The sequence below is a fragment of the Noviherbaspirillum massiliense JC206 genome (genome assembly GCF_000312045.1).
Lineage (GTDB): Bacteria > Pseudomonadota > Gammaproteobacteria > Burkholderiales > Burkholderiaceae_D > Noviherbaspirillum > Noviherbaspirillum massiliense.
In genome coordinates, this window is sequence record NZ_HE978634.1 from 2,370,894 (window position 1) to 2,388,387 (window position 17,494).

Below are 17,494 nucleotides of genomic sequence, written 5' to 3' on the forward strand. Positions count from 1 at the left end.
CAAATAAAAAAAGCTGTTCGCCCCTCAAGGCGAACAGCTTTTTCAGTAACGCTTGCGCTTTTAGCGATCCGCGACGGCATCCATCACGCACAGCGCGGTCATGTTCACGATCCGGCGCACGGTGGCCGAAGGGGTGAGCACATGGACCGGCTTTGCGCATCCCAGCAGGATGGGGCCGATTGCAATGCCGTTGCCGGCTGCCGTTTTCAACAGGTTGTAGGAAATGTTGGCGGCATCGATGTTCGGCAGGACCAGCAGGTTGGCATCGCGCTTGAGCGGTGAATCCGGCATCTGCGATTTCAGCAGCGCAGGGTCGAGCGCGGTGTCGCCATGCATCTCGCCATCGATTTCCAGCTCGGGAGCCCGTGCACGGATGATCTCGAGCGCAGCGCGCATCTTTTTCGCCGACTCATTATTGGTCGTGCCGAAATTCGAATGTGAAAGCAGTGCAATCCTGGGCGGCACGCCAAAGCGACGCATCTCTTCGGCTGCCAAGATCGTGATCTCTGCCAGTTGCTCGGCCGTTGGATTCTCGTTGACGTGCGTATCAACCAGCACAATCTGGCGATCCGGCAGGATCAGCACATTCATGGCGGCATACACGTTCACGCCTTCGCGCTTGCCGATCACCTGGTCGATGTATTTCAGGTGCAGTTCGGTCGTGCCGTAGGTGCCGCAAATCATGCCGTCGGCATCGCCCTTCTGAATCATCATCGCACCGATCAGGGTATGGCGGCGGCGCATTTCCAGCTTCGCATACTGCTCGCTGATGCCCTTGCGCCGGGTCATCGCCGCGTAAGTCTGCCAGTAATCGCGATAGCGCGGATCGAATTCCGGATTGATAACCGTGAAGTCAACGTCGGGTTTCAGACGCAAGCCGAATTTTTCGATGCGCTTGGCCAGTACTGCCGGCCGACCGACCAGGATGGGTGTGGCGAGCCGTTCATCAACCACCACCTGGACTGCGCGCAGCACGCGCTCTTCTTCCGCTTCGGCGAAGACGATGCGTTTCCGTTCAGGCGCGGCCTTTTTGGCGATCTGGAACACCGGCCGCATGAAGCTGCCGCTGCGGTAGACGAATTGCTGCAGGTGATCGACATAGGCTTCCATGTCCGGGATCGGACGCAATGCGACGCCGGACTCCTGTGCGGCTTTAGCGACCGCAGGTGCGATCTTGCTCATCAGGCGCGGATCGAAAGGCTTCGGAATGATGTATTCAGGGCCGAACGACAGATTACTGATGCCATATGCGGTGGCGACGATGTCGGATTGCTCCGCCTGCGCCAGGTCGGCAATCGCATGCACGGTGGCGATTTCCATCTGGCGCGTGATGGTGGTAGCACCGGAATCGAGCGCACCGCGGAAAATGTAGGGGAAGCACAGGACATTGTTGACCTGGTTCGGATAGTCGGTGCGGCCGGTCGCGATCACGGCATCGTCGCGCACCGCCCTGACCTCTTCCGGCAGGATTTCCGGTGTCGGGTTTGCCAGCGCGAGAATCAGTGGACGGGCTGCCATGGTCTTGACCATTTCGGGTTTCAGCACGCCGCCGGCGGACAAGCCAAGGAAAATATCGGCATTGGGAATCACTTCAGCCAGTGTGCGGGCAGCGGTGTCCTGCGCAAAGCGTTCCTTGTCCGGATCCATCAGTTCGGCGCGGCCCTTGTACACGACGCCAGCCAGGTCGGTGACGAAAATGTTCTCGATCGGGAAGCCAAGGTCGACGATCAGGTCCAGGCAGGCGAGTGCCGCTGCACCCGCGCCGGATACCACCAGCTTGCATTCCTTGATGTTCTTGCCGACGACCTTCAGGCCGTTGAGGATGGCTGCGCCGACGATGATCGCCGTGCCATGCTGGTCATCGTGGAAGACCGGGATTTTCATCCGCTCGCGCAGCTTGCGCTCGATGTAGAAGCATTCCGGCGCCTTGATGTCTTCCAGGTTGATGCCGCCGAAGGTCGGCTCCAGCGAAGCGATGATGTCGCACAGCTTGTCCGGATCGTTTTCGTTGATCTCGATATCGAATACGTCGATGCCGGCGAATTTCTTGAACAGGACGCCCTTGCCTTCCATGACCGGCTTGGATGCCAGCGAACCGATATTGCCAAGGCCGAGTACAGCGGTGCCGTTGGTAATGACACCGATCAGGTTGCCTCGGGCGGTGTAGCGGAAGGCATTGGCGGGGTCGGTGACGATTTCTTCACAGGCAGCGGCTACGCCCGGCGAATAGGCCAGGGCAAGGTCGCGCTGGTGGGTAAGCTGCTTGGTGGGAGTGACGCTGATTTTCCCCGGCGTCGGAAACTCGTGGTATTCAAGCGCCGCCTGGCGCAATTGCTGCCGAATTTCTTCTTTTCGGTCGATAGGGGATTTCATTTCTGCGGCCCTCCTCAATCACTTGCGGGAAAGCCTCGGATTCTAGCAGAGCGAAAAAGTGGCAATCGTAAGTATTTGTTCTAGGTGCAGGTGACTAAAAATATTAAATCTTGGAAATAAATAAACTATTTCATATTTTTTCAGATTAAATTCATCATGAAATCTATTGATTTCATTTAATCAATCAATTTATTCGATTTATGAATGAAGACTATGATTTCTTCCAAATCGATTTACTAAATAGATAGACATTCTCAATAACAGGAGCGAAACATGGCAGACAAGAATTCCGTGACCATCGAAAACATTGAATCCGCTTTTGCCGGCGAGGCGATGGCCCACATCAAATACCGTTATTTCGCGAAGATCGCGCGGGAAGCAGGCGCTGAAGAAGTCGCGAAGATTTTCGAGGAAACCGCGGAACAGGAAGTGATGCATGCCTTCGGCCATCTCGACCTGCTGTATCCGAAAGCGAAAATGACCCCGGCCAAAGCACTCGAGATCGCGATCGAAGGCGAGACCTACGAATACACGGAAATGTATCCGAAGTTCCGCCACCTTGCGGTTCAGGAAGGCAATCAGGCCGCAGTTGCCGAGTTCGACGGACAGATCGCCGAATCGAAAGAACATGCCGCCGCCTTCAAGCGCACTCTGGAAATGGCCGCCAAGCGCTTTGCCGCCCTCACCAAGGTGGAAGAGCGTCACGCCAACCAGTATCGCGCCGTGCTAGCCGCAACCCAGAAGGCGTGATCGCATTCGCACGCGTTTGGCAAGAATCAACCAACAAGGAAAAGGAACACCATGAAGACCTATCAATGCGTCGTTTGCGGTTTCATCTATGACGAGGCGGCAGGCATGCCGGAAGAAGGCATCGTCGCCGCCACGAAATGGGAAGACATTCCCGACGACTGGTCATGCCCTGACTGCGGTGTCGCCAAGGCAGATTTCGAGATGGTGGAAATCTGATTGACCATGACCGGCGGCTGCTTCCTTCGAAACGCGGCCGTCGATACGTCAATACAACCCCAATGAAGGGAGCACCATGAAACCCGTCATCATCATCGGCAGCGGGCAGGCCGGCTACACCGTTGCGCGCGAATTTCGCAAGCTCGACAAGACGACGCCCATGTTCATCATCACGGCCGATGACGGCGGCTTCTATGCGAAGCCGATGCTGTCCAATGCGTTCGCGCAAAACAAGCAGCCTGATCAGCTCGTCAACCAGACCGCCCTACAGATAGCCGTGCAGCTGGATGCACACATCATGACGGGAACGCGCGCCACCGGCATCGATACCAAAGACCAGCTGGTTGCGACCAGTGCCGGTTCATTCGCATATGGCAAGCTGGTCATCGCCGTCGGCGCCCAGCCGATTCGTCTCGCGATCGACGGCGATGCCGCCAGCGAAGTACTTTCGATCAATCACATTGCAGACTACGCGCACTTCCGCTCCCGCCTTACCGGGCAATCCCGCGTAACCATTCTCGGCGCAGGCCTGATCGGCTGCGAATTCGCGGATGACCTTGCCGGCGCGGGTCACGCCGTGACGCTGGTCGACCCAGGTCCGCTGCCGCTTTCTTCCCTAGCGGCTCCTGCACTTGCGCAGGGATTGCGCCATGCTTTGGAAGACAGGGGCGTGGCAATGCACCTCGGCACCACGGCAGCCCGCATCGACCGCAATACCGGCGGAATCAGGGTAGCGCTGGCCGACGGCTCGGTACTGGAAACCGACATCGTGCTGTCCGCCGTGAGACTGCGGCCGGACCTGCGGGTAGCACAGCAGGCAGGGCTTTCGACCAATCGCGGCATCCTCATTGATGCATTCGGCCGCACAAGCGCAGCAAACGTGTATGCATTGGGCGACTGCGCGGAATACACGCTGCACGGCGAAACCCGCCCCATGCCATACATTGCGCCCCTGATGGCCGCCGCACGTGCAATCGCCCGCGCCCTCGCGGGCGAACATACCGCGATCGAGCTGAAGCCTTCGCCCGTCATTGTGAAAACACCGAGCTTTCCGCTGGCACTGCTGCCGCCCCCACCACATGCCCTGGCATCCGGATACTGGGAGACCAGCCTGGAAGAAGAGCGAATGATTTGCCGCTTCTACGACCCTCGGGAAGTGATGACCGGATTCGGGCTGGCGCCGCAGGAAGCCACCCTGCGCCAGGAATTGCTTGCTGCCCTAGGAAAACCAAGGATTTCCGACTTGCAAAATCCGCAGACCCTGGCAGCGTAGGTAATGCATCATCCCGCTACGCGCTGTTGTCATTCGGTACAATCGCGGGATGCTGTCCGAATTCGACCTGATCGCACGTTACTTTACCCGCCCCGCGCGCAATACCGAGCGTGTGGCACTGGGGGTGGGCGACGACTGCGCCCTGCTCATGCCGGCTGCCGGAATGCAGCTGGCGATTTCCACTGACATGCTGGTCGAGGGCCGGCACTTCTTTCCGAATGCCGATCCAGCCAAGCTGGGCCACAAATGCCTGGCGGTCAACCTGTCGGATCTGGCAGCAATGGGCGCGAAGCCGCTGGCTTTCACGCTCGCCCTTTCGCTGCCGGCGGCCGACCGCGAATGGCTGGCCGCTTTTTCGCAAGGCATGCTGCGCCTTGCCGATGCCCATCAGTGCGAACTGATAGGCGGTGACACCACCAAAGGTCCGCTCAACATCTGCATCACCATATTCGGCGAAGTCCCCGCCGGACAGGCTTTGCGCCGCGATGGGGCGCAGGCCGGGGACGATATCTGGGTATCCGGAACCTTGGGCGACGCGCGGCTGGCGCTTGCCGGCTACCGCCATGAAACCGCGCTCGACCAGGCCAGCCAGGAGGCCGCCAGCAAACGCATGCATGCGCCGACGCCGCGCGTCGAACTCGGCTTGGCGCTGCGCGGCATTGCCCATAGCGCAATCGATATCTCGGATGGCCTGGTTGGTGACCTCGGACATATCCTCGATCGCTCCCGCGTCGGCGCAAGGCTCGAAGCAGACCGGCTTCCCGCCGGCACGATACTGGCACGGCAGGAACAGGACCTGCGGCGCCGCTTCACGCTTGCCGGTGGCGACGACTATGAATTGTGCTTCACTGCATCCCCTGCACGGCGGGACCAAGTGCTCGCCGCCGCGGCATCATGCGCAACGACCGTGACCCGTGTCGGACGCATCGAGCGGGGAAGTGGCTTGCGCATCGTGGATGCCAGCGGCAAGCCCATCGATTTGCAACTTGCTTCCTTCGACCACTTCAAATCTTCATGAACACACCCGAACCCGGACAAGCCGCCCGCATCGGCCGGCCGAGCGCACGTTTCATGCTGGCCCAGCCCGCGCATCTGATCGCGCAAGGATTCGGCAGCGGCCTGTCGCCGATCGCGCCGGGCACCGCCGGCACGCTTCTCGCATGGCTGATCTTCAACACTCTGTCAGTGCGCTGGCCGAGCGTATTTACCTCACTGAACTGGGCAATCATCATTGCGGCAGGCTTTGCCATCGGCATCTGGGCTTGCCACGAAACCGGACGCGATCTCGGTGTTCCGGACCATGGCAGCATGGTCTGGGATGAAATTGTCGCGTTCTGGCTGGTCCTTCTGTTTCTGATGCCTGCCAGCTTCAGCACGCAGCTCTGGGCATTTTTTTGGTTCCGCTTTTTCGATATGGTGAAGCCGCCGCCCATCCGGCATGTCGACCGCCGCTTCAAGGGCGGATTCGGCGTGATGGCTGACGACATCGTTGCCGCGTTTTTCACGCTCCTGCTGTTTGCACTGTGGCGCGCGATTTGACGCCCGGCCGGCATGACTCCTGAGTGGCGTCAAATCCAGGCGGAAAATCATCTCCCGTCCGGACTGGAATTGGTTTAGTGTTGCTTCATGCAACCATAATCGGGGAAAGACATGGAAGACATCCTTGAACTGGCGAGGCGCGCAGGCCGTGCACTGCAGGAAAGAGGCTTGCTGCTGGCAACCGCGGAATCCTGTACCGGTGGCGGGGTGGCCCACGCCATCACGGAAATCGCCGGCTCGTCGGAATGGTTCGACTGCGGTTTCGTCACTTATTCCAATGCATCGAAAACCGAGCTGCTGGATGTACCGGCTGCGATGATCGCGCAGTTCGGCGCCGTCAGCGAAGAAGTGGCTGGGGCGATGGCGGAAGGCGCGCTCGCCAACAGCAACGCGCATGTCGCGCTGTCGACCACCGGCATCGCCGGCCCCGGTGGCGCTGTCCCGGGAAAGCCGGTGGGCACCGTGTGCTTCGGCTGGTCCCGCGACGAGCGCACCTATACCGAACGCCTCGTATTTTCCGGCGACCGCCAGGCAGTGCGGGAGCAAACCGTGGTTCATGCATTGCAAGGCTTGCTGCGCCTGCTGGAGCACGCCTGAGACCGCACCCGCGCGTGCACCGTTCGTCCTTCAGTATGCGGGGCGGCCGGGCATAAGCGCCCTATTCCTCATCCGCGGAAGCGATTGATCGCATCACGCGTTTCAATCGCCGCGCGCCGCGCTGCGGCAGCAAAATCCTCGCCTTTCTGCTCATCGGTCTTCGCGTACAGGATGGCTCGCGATGAATTGATCATCATGCCGCTGCCATTGGCGGTCCTGCCTGCGGCCACGGTTGCCTGCACATCGCCTCCCTGTGCGCCGATTCCCGGAATCAGCAGAGGCATGTCGCCGACGATGGCGCGCACCTGTGCGATCTCGGCAGGAAAAGTCGCCCCGACCACCAGGCCGCACTGGCCATTCGTGTTCCATTTTTCGGCAACCAGCCGCGCCACATGCTGGTATAGCGGCTTGCCCTCGACGTTCAGGAACTGCAGGTCCGACCCGCCAGGATTGGAAGTGCGACACAAGACGATTGCACCGCGATCTTTCCACTCCAGATAAGGCGCCACCGAATCGAAACCCATGTAGGGATTGACCGTCACCGCATCGGCGCCATAACGCTCGAAGGCTTCGCGCGCATATTGCTCAGCGGTGGCGCCAATGTCACCGCGCTTTGCGTCGAGCACGACCGGGAGCGCCGGGTAAGTTTCGCGCAGATAGCGGCAAATGGCTTCGAGCTGGTCTTCGGCGCGCAGCGCGGCAAAATAGGCGATCTGCGGCTTGAAAGCGCAGGCAATGTCGGCAGTCGCATCGATGATCGACTTGCAAAAGCGGAAGATAGCGTCCGGCTGGCCTTGCAGATGGGCAGGAAATCTTGCGATGTCGGGATCCAGCCCCACGCACAGCAGCGAATTACTTGCCTTCCAGGCGGCGGCCAGCTTGTCGATGAAAGTCACGAAAAATAACCTCTAGATGTCAGACAAGACGCATTGTAACTTGCCATGCTATCGTCCCGGCGGAGCTTCTGCAGCCTCGGATACTGATTCGAGTTAGAGCGACAGTTGAAAGCGGTGATATGCGTCCATAGATAATTTGCACCTCGTGCTTAGTCTTCGGGAACATCTTTATCAAAGGAAATTCTGATGAAAACATGGCTGAAATGGTTTTCAATCGTCGCATTTGTATCGATGCTGAGCGCCTGCGGCTACAACGAATTCCAGGCAAAGGATGAACAGGTCAAGGCCGCCTGGAGCGAAGTCGTCAACCAGTATCAGCGCCGCGCCGATCTGATTCCCAACCTGGTCAATACCGTAAAGGGTTATGCCTCCCACGAAAGAGAAACCCTGGAAGCGGTGACCCGAGCCCGCGCTGCGGCGACCAGTTTCCAGATTACGCCGGAAGTGCTGAACAATCCGGAAGCATTCCAGAAATTCCAGCAGGTGCAGGGCGAGTTGACTTCCGCCCTCTCGCGCCTGATGGCGGTATCGGAAAATTATCCGCAACTGAAGGCCGACACCAGCTTCCGCGATCTCCAGTCGCAACTTGAAGGGACGGAAAACCGGATTACCGTTGCCCGCCAGCGCTATATCAAGGCGGTCCAGGAGTACAACGTCCTCGCGCGCAGCTTTCCGACCAACCTGACAGCCATGGTGTTTCATTATGAAGTGAAACCTTCCTTCACGGTGGAGAATGAGCGAGGGATTTCGAACGCGCCCACAGTCAATTTCGGCAAGTAAGCTGCCGTCCGCGGGATGAACATCGTGCGCAGCCTGATCACCCTGCTTGCGGCGCTGTGGCTTGCAACTGCCGGCGCACAGGATTTCGTTCCGGTACCGAAGTTGAACGCGCGTGTAACCGACCTCGCCGGCATGCTCGCCCCTGCCCAGCGCGCAACGCTGGAAAACGTTCTAAAGGATTACGAAGCGCGCACCGGGAACCAGATTGCCATCCTCCTCGTCAACAGCACCGCGCCGGAAGCGATCGAGCAGTACAGCATCCGCGTGACCGATGAATGGAAGCTCGGCCGCCAGGGCATCGATGACGGAGTGCTGCTGCTGGTGGCCAAGGACAATCCTCCTGCGCTACGCCGCCTGCGCATTGAAGCGGGACGCGGCGTGCAGGGCGTGCTCACCGATGCTCAGTCCAAGCGCATCCTGCAGGACGTGATCGCCCCGCATTTCCGCCAGAATGATTTTTATGGCGGATTGAGCGCCGGTGTGTCGGCCATTACCACCCTCCTCGACAGGGAACAGTTCCCGGCACCCGGGCGCAAGCCCGAGCCACAGGAGGAGCCGGATACGGCCGGCGCCTCGCTCTTTCCCTTCCTGGTGTTCGCCCTGATTTTCATCTTCATCCTCGCGTCGCGTGCCCGCTCGCCGCGCAACCGGCTTGGCCATGCTGGCTGGGGCCGTTCCGCCCCCGGCGTCATCCTTGGCGGTGGTTTCGGCAGTGGCGGCTTCGGGAGCGGATACGGAGGATTCGGTGGGTCGCGCGGGGGGGGATTTGGCGGAGGATTCTCCGGCGGTGGCGGCAGTTTCGATGGCGGCGGCGCATCGGGGAACTGGTGATGAAAACGATATCCCGTCTGCTCAGGCATCTCTGCACGAACTCCCGCTCCGGACAGCGGGCCTTTCCTGCACCAACGCTGAAGGCCATCGAAGCCGCTATCGCCGAAGGCGAAACGCGACACCGCGCTGAAGTTCGTCTGATCATTGAAGCCGCGCTGAATGCCCAGGCCGTACTGGGCGGCATGACAGCACGCGAACGCGCGCGCGAGCTCTTTGCACATTACCGGATCTGGGATACCGAGGAAAACTGCGGCGTGCTCGTCTACATCAATCTTGCAGACCATCAGGTGGAAATTGTGGCCGACCGCGGAGTCGGGCGGGCAATCGCGGCCAACGACTGGCAGGGGATCTGCCGAATGATGACAGCCGGATTCGCCCGCGGCGACTTTCACCACAGCGTGCTTTCGGCGCTCGGCCATCTGCACGATTTGCTGGCGGCTCATTTTCCGGATGACGGATCAAGCCGCAACCAGCTTCCTGATCGGCCTGTGATCCTGTAGCGTCCCGCAGTGCGGGACCAGTTGGAAGCAGGCTTTCCGTCTACTTTCCGTCATCCGCCGCCTTGAGCCGGGCGATACGCTCGTCGTCACTCGGATGGGAACTCATGTAATCGAGCCAGGTATTGCGCTGCTTGCTGCCGCGTCGGTTGACCGGTGCTTCTTCCTCATCCTCGTCGTCTGCGTCGTCCTCGCCAGCTTCTGCCGACGCATGTCGATTTGCGCTGCGCGCTTCGCCCATTTTCACGAACAGGTCCGCCATCGGCGATAGCGGGACCTCGTTAGCCTGCATCATCTCGATCGCATACTGGTCCGCTTCACGCTCGAAATCACGTGAATATTTCTGATCGATCAGGAAAGTTGGCAGCGCCGCAAGCGCACTCGATACGTCGCCAATGAACATGTGCATGACCACGCCAACACCGGCGGCCTGCAGCAGCCGGCGCAGGGAATGCCTGCGATGAAGATGGCCAAGTTCATGTCCGAGCACAGCCATCACCGCACGGTCATCCTGTGCGAGCTGGACCAGCTGGTCGGTCATCACGATCACGCCGTTAGGCAAGGCAAAGGCATTGGGGCCGATGCGGCTGTCACGGAACTCGAGTCGATAGTCAACCTTCTCGCCATACGGCTGCTGCAGCTTGGCAAACATCCGGCGCAAGCGCACCTGCTCAGCCGGGTCCAGCTTCGAGGCTTGCATGTAGCGCTCATCAATCAGCGTCATTTGCCCCTCGCCAATTTTCTTTTCGATCGATGCCGGCAGATGCTGAGCGAAATTGTCCGCTGCCCACGGCAATCCCCACTGGTACCCGGCAATCAGAGCGGCCAGGAGCGACACCAGGGCAAACAATGAAAGCGGCCAGTTCTGCTGCCAGCGGACCACCCAGGGGTCTCGATAGCCATTTGCACGCAGCAACCGGTCGAGCCCGGGATCATTCACTTCGAGGCAAGCGCCATCCGGCATGCGCAGCAGGCGCGGCGCATGGGCCAGCCTTTCAGAGATATCGAGCCGGGAAAGCTTGATGCTGCGACGCACCTCCTCACCATGGAATGCCGCAACCCCCTTGTGCAGCATCAGCGTGACCGGATGGCGTCGCGCCGAGATTCCGTCAAAATAAATGGCGTCTATCATAGGGCTATGTCGATGTCGAACAGGTCACCGGCTTCCTGCCCGATGGCACCTGCATTGTCGGCGGATTGGTCCGCGAGGAATTCTTCCAGGCTGCCGGCAGGGATCAGAGTCATGCTCTCGACCCGGTACTTCGCGAGACGGACTGCGCCGAAGGGCTTGTACAGCCCGAAGGTCAGCGTAATCAACGTCAGGTTCGATGCATGAATCCACAATAACCGGCGTGCCCTCACCCCGCTCTCGAAGCGGTGCTCTCCCAGTTCGGTGTGGTTCCAAACCAGGTTCTGTATCCGGCTCTCAAGGTAGGGCCGCACGAACAGGTAAAACGCGTAAGAGAACAGCAGGCCATAGATGATCGCAAACAGCCAGCCGAACATGGTCGACGCCAGCCACTTGTATGCCTTCGTAGTCAGGAAGGCGAACAGTGCCGCCGGAATCGTGCCAAGGATGACCATGGCAATCGCCTTGCCATAGACCTTGAAGAACTGCGTGCCGCGTGCATGGAAGAAGAACGGCGTGTGCCCGAAATCGGCATTGTCATGCTGATAGCGCTTGAGAAAGTAATGCGCAAGCGGCACTGCGCTGCCCATGACTCCTATCGGCAGCAGCACGGCCAGCAAGACGACGCCCATGCTGGGCGCACGCGAGAACGAAGTCACCAGGGTCCAAACAAACAAACCGGTCGTTGCAAGAATGATCGGAAACAGAACCAGCATTCGGTAGGCTTGCCCTACCGTGCCGCGAAAATGAAAACGCACGCCGCGGTAACTCGAATTTGCCAGCTTGAAGCGGAAGGCGCGCGCGAGCAGCCAGGGCATGATTGCGGCAAGAACGAGGGCGACGATGATTGCAGCCACTGCTGAGACGTCGTAGGAGATCTTGTACGCGGCAACCAGGACCAGGGCCAGGATGCGGCCCTTGAGGATCGCTTTCGGATTGCCGTGATAATCGAAGACCGAACCGGCCACGCGGGTATTGCGATAGAAATATTGCAGCCGGCGCACCTTGGCCCATGCAGAATAGATGCCGAAGGTCAGAATGGTGAATAGCAGATTGACCACCCAGATTCGGAAATATTCCGCGCCCGTACCCGTGAATTCGAAACGCTGCGGACCGATATCCTCCGGGTCAGGCGATGTCTGAACCGATGTCGCATGCGACGAATTGCGGTTCACGGATGCCTTGTTCGCATGGCCGATTCGTTGCGTGCCCGCCTTGTCTTCAATGATGGCCCCGGCCATGTCCTGTCCCCGCTCGTATGATTCACTGTTGCTTATTTAAAGGCCGCAAGCTGTTCGTGCAAATCGAAACTCAGTAGCGCCAGGAATGCCACCAGCACTAGGTAGTACAAGCCGTACTCGACCCGCGTGCTCAGCGGCGCCCTGTAATAGTCCGCACCGTTCCCCTCATGCCGGTTGCGCCATACTGCCCACACCTGAGGCGCTGCCAGGACGCCGATCAGGATCAGCATCGGGCTTGGACGATAGACAAAGAGCGCAATCAGTATCGGCATTCCCAGCAGCCAGATGCGCGGGGACAGGATGGCTGTTATGCGCCCGCCATCGAGTGGCGATAACGGTATCAGGTTGAACAGATTCAGCATGAATCCTGCATAGGCGAGCGCAAGCAGCAAGGTGCTGCCGTAATTCTTCGCGAGGAAGAAACATGCGAGCGCCCCGGCTGTTCCGGCAACCGGGCCGGCAATCCCGACGTAGGCCTCCGTCTCGACATCCATCGGTTGTTGCTTGAGTTCGACCCATGCGCCCACAAACGGAATGAAAGTCGGCAAACCGACATCCAGCCCGCGCTGCCGCGCCGCCAGATAATGTCCGGCTTCATGAATCATCAGCAGCCCGACAAAACCGGCGGCATAGCGCCAGCCAAAGACCAGAGAATAGGCGAACACCGACAGGATCATGCTTCCGCCGGAGAACAATAGCTTCGATAGCTTCGCGAATTTCAGGCCGCTGAACAGCAGCAGAAGCAGCTTGGTCATTCAGAAATGCCTGGGCCGGATTGTCAGGAGGAGCTGCCCGGCTGCTGGTCGGAAGCCGCAACAGCGACAGGAGCCGTAGCATCCTTTTTGCGCTTGAAGAATTTTCCGAGGAACGCAAATGCACCGGCGCCTGCCAGGATGATCACCTTGGCGAATTTCGCGAAAAATGCCGCCGCCACCGCGAGCAGTCCCACTTTCTTTGCAGCGGCGCCGGCAATCAGGGCGGTCAGGCCATAGGCGGCCACGTTGTCGGTTGAAGCGTTGAAATCCTTGTAGGCCTTGCCCTCCCTGTATTCCAGTGCAGAGAGGAGTTTCAGTGCATGCGGCTTGTGCTGTTCGATCTCATTCAGACCAGTGACCAGGTTGAGACTGAAGTAGCCTTCCCGGCCCAGGGCGTAAGTGTTGTAGTTGATGCCCTGGTCGGCGGATGATGTACTGCCCTTGTCCTTGGAAGAGATGGCCCAGACCAGGCGGTGCGCAGCAGCGTCGTAATGAGGCTTTTCGACCCAACCAACGATTTCCATTTCGGGTATGCCCTGCTCGCGGCGAAAACTGTTAGATGCTTCCGTGCCTTCCTTGATGGACTCGAACAGCTCGTCGGCTTTCCAGTCCTTTGCATCGTCGTCCTTGATGTAGCCCGCCTTTTCAAAGCGCACCGTGGTGAACCAGTTCCCATCCGGCCCGACGACGAGGCCCATCACGTCATCGACATGGGGATTGCCGAACTTGCGCAGCAGATCGCGCGCCTCCTCGCCTTCAAGATAGGCGTAATTCTGCGGCAGTTTGAGTACAGCCTGTTCGAGCAAGGTGATGTCGCGCGGGCCTTCCTGCCAATTGAGGCGTCCCGCCTTCTTTTCCCCGTCCTTGCCGGCCTGGGATGCCGAGTCGGCGTTAACTGAGGGAGCTGCATTGTCTTGAGCAAGAACCGGTACGGTGGCCGTCATAGCGGCAAACATCACGGAAAGCAGGAAGGTGCGCGGGAAAGGCATCGGAAGGCTCCCTTTGATTTTTATCAAGAAAAGGCATCATACCAACAATCGGTTATCGCCCCTGAAAAAAACCAGGCTCAGAACCTGCAAATTTGCTAATCCACCACAGTAGATTGCCGTGCCTGCGGGAGCGCGTGCCGGCAGTTCTGCCCTACCCCTTCTCGAATATCCATTGCAGGAGTACGTCCAGCGCTTCCTGCGAGCGGGACGCATTCGCATGATTGATCATGCACACCACCACGTAGCTCTTTCCGGAAGCGGCCAGGACATAGCCGGCGATTGCGCGCGCATCGTTGAGCATCCCGGTCTTGATATGGCCGCGGCCGGTCACCGGCTGGTTTCTCAGGCGCTGCCGCATGGTCCCGTCCAGACCGATCAGCGGCATGGAAGACAGGAATTCCGGCATCAGCGGCGACCGGTAGACGTTCGCCAGCAGACGCGCCATGGTCAAGGCGGGGATGCGCTCCACACGCGACAGTCCGACGCCGTTGTCCATGACGAGTCTGGATGTATCGATACCCTTCTTGTTTGCGAGCCACATGTGGACGATGGCAGCACCCCGGTCCGGCGTTGCCGGAAGCTGCAAGGCTTCGGCTCCGATCGTCAGCAGCAGCTGACGTGCCATCACGTTGTTGCTGAACTTGTTGATATCCCGAATCACTTGCGGCAAGGGCGCTGATTCCCATTCCGCCACCATTCGCGCATCGGGAGGAACAATGCCGTCCACAACTTCGCCCTTCAGGCATCCGCCCAACTCTTTCCAGATTTGCCGAAACACCATGGCGAAATATTGCGTTTGCGAGATCTGGTACGGATGTAGATACAACGTCCGCTCGCCGCACAACGCGGAGTAGCTGCCGCCGAAGCGGGCACCGCTTGCGTCGATCACCGGCTGCAGCCGCCCGCGCCAGTCACCGCATTCGTCATTGGTCATGGACGGAGCGAGGATGGGATATCCGGCAAGCGGCGGGTCGGTCGCCACCGTCACCCTGCCCTCTGCCGCGTCGGGCAGGAAGCGAAAGCCGAGCACCTTGTAATTGAGGAGCAAGGCATCCGCTCCCACGTTGTACGGCTTTGCCGGATCGCCATCGAAACCGGCCGGATCAAAAACCGCTTGTTCGAACACGCTGCGATCCAGCACGAGATCCCCCTTGATTTCCCGTATGCCTCTGGCGCGTATGCGGCGCAGGAGTTGCCACAGGTGTTCCACCATGAAGGCCGGATCACCGCTGCCCTTGATGACCAGGTTGCCGCGCAATACGTCACCCTGCTGGATGCCGTCGACGTACGCCCGTGTTTTCCATGTATAGGTCGGCCCCAGGAGCTCCAGTGCTGCGCTGGTGGTGACAAGCTTCATCGTCGATGCCGGAGCAAGCGGGATGTCCTGGTTCATCTCTGCCATGACTGGTCCGCCTATCTCCTGTACGTATGCGCCGACTGCAAAGGGGGGAATTTCTGCGCGAGACAGGGCATCGACTACTTGAGGAGGCAAGCCTTCGGCGCGTGCGGCAACGAGGAATAAGAACAGGAAACAGACAGTGAAAACCGATTGCAGAATGCGCATGGCGAGCGGAATTTGTATCAAGTTGTGTCGGTGCGGCGCATTATCCCATGTCGCGCGATAGGCACATGGCCGTGCTTCTCATTCGCTTTTCGCACCACGAATGAATTAGAAATCGCAGAGGAACTTTGAAACCCCGAGCTGTTTGAATTTAATCAACCGGCCTATTTTCAAACTGGACTTTAATAAGAACAGACACGCGGAACTGCCGCACTTGCGATTGCTCTTCCATCAACTTGCAGCACAGGCAGAAGAAAAAACTGAAGAGCATGCAATCTACCAAACCGACGGAGTTCTATGATTCCCTGGATGACAATAACGAATCTTGCCGATACCTTTGTAACCGTTCCTGCCGCAATTGCAATCATTATCTGGCTCATCGCCGGCCGCGCGTGGCGCATGGCATTCTGGTGGACACTCTTGTTCAGCTTCGGGCTGCTACTGGTCGCGGCTACGAAGATCGCCTTCGTTGGCTGGGGCATCGGCATTCGATCACTGGATTTCACTGGAATAAGCGGCCATGCCATGCGTGCAAGCGCCGTGGTGCCAGTGCTTTTTTATCTCATGCTGCAGCAATCCTCACTGCCCAAACGGGCGGCAGGCGTTGTACTGGGCCTTCTGTTCGGCGTGCTGGTCGCAATTTCCCGGCTTGCGATTCATGTCCACTCGGTTTCGGAAGTAATGTTCGGATTCTTCCTGGGTGCGGCAATCAGCCTGGGATTCATCCGGATCGCCAGTACGTCATGCATTCCAGTGAGCCGGCGGCTTATCGCGGCCGGCTTGATTGCCCTGCTGCCGACTGCCTATGCAAATCCGGCACCGACGAGCCGCTGGATCGATGAGCTGGCGCTTTATCTTTCCGGGCATGACAAGCCATATGTACGCACTGCCTGGCGAATGCCGCACTCATCCCGGACCGGAAATTTGTAAGCAGGGACGGCGTTATGCCGTCCCCGATATAAATGAATAATGAGACCCAGGCTTACCTATGGCTCCCCGACTGTGCGAGCAATCGATGCGAGCCTGCCCGGATTCAAACCAGCTTGTGCCCCTTCAATCGGGTCAGAATCGCCAGCGGGCTGGACTGCGGATCGTACTGGTCATCGACCGAAATGTGCAGGGTCTGCTCCATCATGAATTGGCCTGACATCGCTGCATGCGAGGCCTGATCGGAAAAGCATACCCAGGTACTACCGGAAGCAAACGGAATCGTGACCTGCTTCGCGGTTTTCTGATACTCCGGGTCGGCTTTCATGCAGTCATGCAATTGCAACATCAGGTGGTCGTATTCGCTACGCACTTTCTTGGTCTTGAATTGCGCCCGCAACCAATATGCATGCCATCTGCTGTAAGGTTCCGTGCGCGGGAGGAAGCGGCGTGCAACTTCTTCAAAGGGTTCCCCAACGCGCCAAACGCGCGGAATGCCGTTCGGATTAATGTTGGTAAATACGCGCAAGATGCGCTCGCCATGATTCGGCCGCCCGGCAAATGCGTCCACATGCAGCCGCTTGTCATCGGAACGCCAAGATTGCACCCGGGTTTCCACTTGCAACGGGCGGTAGCTGGTGGTCGCCATCTTCAGTGTGTTCTTGTAGGCGGGCAAAAGGCTGTGCACCAAGTCTTGCGCTTGTGCACGAAAACGCCCGATCATTCCCGCAATGACTGCCTGTTGTCCAGGATCACCTGCCGCACCCTTGAAACGGCCGCGCGCGTCGAGGGTGATGCTGCGGGTACCCGGTGCTTGCGCCGCCGGGGTCAGAATTTGCTTTTCCGCTTCGTCCAATGCAAATTCCATCTGCGGAAAATGCAGCACCTTGCCTGCTTCCAGAGCGGCAATCCACTTGGCATCGGTGGAGTCGAGCCGCCAAGTCCGCGCTTCGATATCGATGATCTGCTGATCCATTTCAAATCCAACTTACTTTAAAGACGTATTGTAAAAGTTTCGTCTTGGCGGGCGCCATTACAGCAGCGAATCGAATAATTAACAAGTAAATACCCCTGCCGCCTTGAAAAATGCAATATGCATCCATATACTTAGCACTCGCTAGGGGAGAGTGCTAATAATTC

Annotated in this window: 18 protein-coding genes; 10 read left to right on the forward strand and 8 right to left on the reverse strand. The window is 58.8% G+C overall.

Features of this window, described 5'->3' with window-relative positions; genetic code table 11:
* Positions 1-60 precede the first annotated feature (60 nt).
* Positions 61-2,373, reverse strand: a complete 2,313-nt coding sequence (locus HGHM_RS11605) for an NADP-dependent malic enzyme (RefSeq protein ID WP_019141697.1) — start codon at positions 2,371-2,373, stop codon at positions 61-63.
* Between the two features lie 273 nt (positions 2,374-2,646).
* Between HGHM_RS11605 and HGHM_RS11610 the strand changes: the two genes are divergently transcribed.
* The 6 genes from HGHM_RS11610 (at position 2,647) to HGHM_RS11635 (ending at position 6,748) form a co-directional block, all read left to right on the forward strand.
* Positions 2,647-3,123, forward strand: coding sequence for a rubrerythrin family protein (locus tag HGHM_RS11610; RefSeq protein ID WP_019141698.1), 477 nt, complete (start codon positions 2,647-2,649; stop codon positions 3,121-3,123).
* A gap of 51 nt (positions 3,124-3,174) precedes the next feature.
* Entirely contained in the window at positions 3,175-3,339 is a 165-nt protein-coding gene (locus HGHM_RS11615; protein WP_019141699.1) for a rubredoxin, read from the forward strand.
* A 76-nt stretch (positions 3,340-3,415) separates the two neighbouring features.
* Positions 3,416-4,612 carry an FAD-dependent oxidoreductase gene (locus HGHM_RS21215; protein WP_019141700.1) on the forward strand — a complete coding sequence of 399 codons (1,197 nt, stop codon included), beginning with the start codon at positions 3,416-3,418 and terminating at the stop codon, positions 4,610-4,612.
* Positions 4,613-4,661: 49 nt separating this feature from the next.
* Positions 4,662-5,630 (forward strand): thiamine-phosphate kinase, encoded by a 969-nt coding sequence (gene thiL, locus HGHM_RS11625; protein WP_019141701.1) that lies wholly within the window; start codon positions 4,662-4,664, stop codon positions 5,628-5,630.
* The gene (locus HGHM_RS11630; RefSeq protein ID WP_019141702.1) at positions 5,627-6,151 is read left to right on the forward strand and encodes a phosphatidylglycerophosphatase A family protein; all 525 of its coding nucleotides are present in this window, start codon (positions 5,627-5,629) and stop codon (positions 6,149-6,151) included. Before thiL ends, HGHM_RS11630 begins: the two co-directional genes overlap by 4 nt.
* A gap of 111 nt (positions 6,152-6,262) precedes the next feature.
* The gene (locus HGHM_RS11635) at positions 6,263-6,748 is read left to right on the forward strand and encodes a CinA family protein (protein ID WP_019141703.1); all 486 of its coding nucleotides are present in this window, start codon (positions 6,263-6,265) and stop codon (positions 6,746-6,748) included.
* A gap of 68 nt (positions 6,749-6,816) precedes the next feature.
* Here HGHM_RS11635 and pyrF read toward each other — a convergent pair whose 3' ends face one another.
* Positions 6,817-7,644 carry an orotidine-5'-phosphate decarboxylase gene (gene pyrF, locus HGHM_RS11640; RefSeq protein ID WP_019141704.1) on the reverse strand — a complete coding sequence of 276 codons (828 nt, stop codon included), beginning with the start codon at positions 7,642-7,644 and terminating at the stop codon, positions 6,817-6,819.
* A gap of 186 nt (positions 7,645-7,830) precedes the next feature.
* Between pyrF and HGHM_RS11645 the strand changes: the two genes are divergently transcribed.
* Genes HGHM_RS11645 through HGHM_RS11655 form a run of 3 tightly spaced genes read left to right on the forward strand, consistent with a single transcriptional unit; the run spans position 7,831 to position 9,755 of the window.
* Positions 7,831-8,424 carry a LemA family protein gene (locus HGHM_RS11645; protein WP_019141705.1) on the forward strand — a complete coding sequence of 198 codons (594 nt, stop codon included), beginning with the start codon at positions 7,831-7,833 and terminating at the stop codon, positions 8,422-8,424.
* A gap of 15 nt (positions 8,425-8,439) precedes the next feature.
* Positions 8,440-9,255 (forward strand): TPM domain-containing protein, encoded by an 816-nt coding sequence (locus tag HGHM_RS11650; protein ID WP_019141706.1) that lies wholly within the window; start codon positions 8,440-8,442, stop codon positions 9,253-9,255.
* Entirely contained in the window at positions 9,255-9,755 is a 501-nt protein-coding gene (locus tag HGHM_RS11655) for a TPM domain-containing protein (protein WP_019141707.1), read from the forward strand. The genes HGHM_RS11650 and HGHM_RS11655 overlap by 1 nt, the downstream gene beginning before the upstream one ends.
* 40 nt (positions 9,756-9,795) lie before the next feature.
* Here the strand turns inward: HGHM_RS11655 and HGHM_RS21220 are convergent, their stop codons facing one another.
* From HGHM_RS21220 to dacB, 5 genes are all read right to left on the reverse strand, one after another.
* The gene (locus tag HGHM_RS21220) at positions 9,796-10,884 is read right to left on the reverse strand and encodes a M48 family metallopeptidase (RefSeq protein ID WP_019141708.1); all 1,089 of its coding nucleotides are present in this window, start codon (positions 10,882-10,884) and stop codon (positions 9,796-9,798) included.
* Entirely contained in the window at positions 10,881-12,122 is a 1,242-nt protein-coding gene (locus tag HGHM_RS11665) for a YjgN family protein (RefSeq protein WP_019141709.1), read from the reverse strand. Before HGHM_RS11665 ends, HGHM_RS21220 begins: the two co-directional genes overlap by 4 nt.
* A gap of 32 nt (positions 12,123-12,154) precedes the next feature.
* Entirely contained in the window at positions 12,155-12,877 is a 723-nt protein-coding gene (locus tag HGHM_RS11670; protein WP_019141710.1) for a site-2 protease family protein, read from the reverse strand.
* Between the two features lie 23 nt (positions 12,878-12,900).
* On the reverse strand, positions 12,901-13,866 hold the full coding sequence (locus HGHM_RS11675) for a DUF2167 domain-containing protein (RefSeq protein ID WP_019141711.1): 966 nt from the start codon (positions 13,864-13,866) through the stop codon (positions 12,901-12,903).
* Positions 13,867-14,017: 151 nt separating this feature from the next.
* Positions 14,018-15,268, reverse strand: a complete 1,251-nt coding sequence (dacB, locus tag HGHM_RS11680) for a D-alanyl-D-alanine carboxypeptidase/D-alanyl-D-alanine endopeptidase (protein WP_020693844.1) — start codon at positions 15,266-15,268, stop codon at positions 14,018-14,020.
* Between the two features lie 468 nt (positions 15,269-15,736).
* Between dacB and HGHM_RS11685 the strand changes: the two genes are divergently transcribed.
* Entirely contained in the window at positions 15,737-16,357 is a 621-nt protein-coding gene (locus HGHM_RS11685; protein ID WP_245549204.1) for a phosphatase PAP2 family protein, read from the forward strand.
* A 103-nt stretch (positions 16,358-16,460) separates the two neighbouring features.
* Here HGHM_RS11685 and HGHM_RS11690 read toward each other — a convergent pair whose 3' ends face one another.
* Positions 16,461-17,330 carry a Kdo hydroxylase family protein gene (locus tag HGHM_RS11690; RefSeq protein ID WP_019141714.1) on the reverse strand — a complete coding sequence of 290 codons (870 nt, stop codon included), beginning with the start codon at positions 17,328-17,330 and terminating at the stop codon, positions 16,461-16,463.
* Positions 17,331-17,494 lie beyond the last annotated feature (164 nt).

Coding starts and splice junctions, on each gene's coding strand:
- HGHM_RS11605 (WP_019141697.1), bottom strand. CDS start 2,373: ATGAAATCCCCTATCGACCGAAAAGAAGAAATTCGGCAGCAATTGCGC.
- HGHM_RS11610 (WP_019141698.1), top strand. CDS start 2,647: ATGGCAGACAAGAATTCCGTGACCATCGAAAACATTGAATCCGCTTTT.
- HGHM_RS11615 (WP_019141699.1), top strand. CDS start 3,175: ATGAAGACCTATCAATGCGTCGTTTGCGGTTTCATCTATGACGAGGCG.
- HGHM_RS21215 (WP_019141700.1), top strand. CDS start 3,416: ATGAAACCCGTCATCATCATCGGCAGCGGGCAGGCCGGCTACACCGTT.
- thiL (WP_019141701.1), top strand. CDS start 4,662: ATGCTGTCCGAATTCGACCTGATCGCACGTTACTTTACCCGCCCCGCG.
- HGHM_RS11630 (WP_019141702.1), top strand. CDS start 5,627: ATGAACACACCCGAACCCGGACAAGCCGCCCGCATCGGCCGGCCGAGC.
- HGHM_RS11635 (WP_019141703.1), top strand. CDS start 6,263: ATGGAAGACATCCTTGAACTGGCGAGGCGCGCAGGCCGTGCACTGCAG.
- HGHM_RS11645 (WP_019141705.1), top strand. CDS start 7,831: ATGAAAACATGGCTGAAATGGTTTTCAATCGTCGCATTTGTATCGATG.
- HGHM_RS11650 (WP_019141706.1), top strand. CDS start 8,440: ATGAACATCGTGCGCAGCCTGATCACCCTGCTTGCGGCGCTGTGGCTT.
- HGHM_RS11655 (WP_019141707.1), top strand. CDS start 9,255: ATGAAAACGATATCCCGTCTGCTCAGGCATCTCTGCACGAACTCCCGC.
- HGHM_RS21220 (WP_019141708.1), bottom strand. CDS start 10,884: ATGATAGACGCCATTTATTTTGACGGAATCTCGGCGCGACGCCATCCG.
- HGHM_RS11665 (WP_019141709.1), bottom strand. CDS start 12,122: ATGGCCGGGGCCATCATTGAAGACAAGGCGGGCACGCAACGAATCGGC.
- HGHM_RS11670 (WP_019141710.1), bottom strand. CDS start 12,877: ATGACCAAGCTGCTTCTGCTGCTGTTCAGCGGCCTGAAATTCGCGAAG.
- HGHM_RS11675 (WP_019141711.1), bottom strand. CDS start 13,866: ATGCCTTTCCCGCGCACCTTCCTGCTTTCCGTGATGTTTGCCGCTATG.
- dacB (WP_020693844.1), bottom strand. CDS start 15,268: ATGGCAGAGATGAACCAGGACATCCCGCTTGCTCCGGCATCGACGATG.
- HGHM_RS11685 (WP_245549204.1), top strand. CDS start 15,737: ATGACAATAACGAATCTTGCCGATACCTTTGTAACCGTTCCTGCCGCA.
- HGHM_RS11690 (WP_019141714.1), bottom strand. CDS start 17,330: ATGGATCAGCAGATCATCGATATCGAAGCGCGGACTTGGCGGCTCGAC.